The 555-nt window shown below is 43.1% G+C and carries 1 protein-coding gene; it reads left to right on the forward strand.

All coding sequences use genetic code 11. The features are described from left to right. On the forward strand, positions 1–555 hold a 555-nt coding region (locus tag ACVC43_RS00250), incomplete at both ends, for a DUF7507 domain-containing protein (RefSeq protein ID WP_452222566.1).

Below are 555 nucleotides of genomic sequence, written 5' to 3' on the forward strand. Positions count from 1 at the left end.
ACCGTTAACGGTCAGAATGTATTAACAGATGCTACCGTAACCGATGTGTCTGGTACTACTGCTACAACAGACGATGCGACGGTGATTACCTTATGTCAAGGTGATACAACTATTGCACTTGTCAAGTCTGGAATCTTTAACGACGAAGACCAAGACAACTGTACTAATGTAGATGAAACGATTACCTATACCTTCACTGTAACCAATACAGGTAACGTGTCTATTGATAACATCGTGCTTACCGATCCATTACTGGAAGCACCTAACCCAGTCGTTGCCATTGTTTTTGTTTCTGGTGATACTGATGGTGATAACGAATTAGATCCTACCGAAACATGGACCTACACTGCAGACTATGCCGTGACGCAAGACGATATCGATGCTGGACAAGTAACAAACCAAGCAACAGTTAACGGTCAGAATGTATTAACAGATGCTACCGTAACCGATGTGTCTGGTACAACCGCAACAACAGACGATGCCACGGTGATTACCTTATGTCAAGGTGATACAACCATTGCTTTAGTGAAGTCTGGTGTGTTTAACGACGAAGAC

Source organism: Lacinutrix chionoecetis, assembly GCF_053604665.1.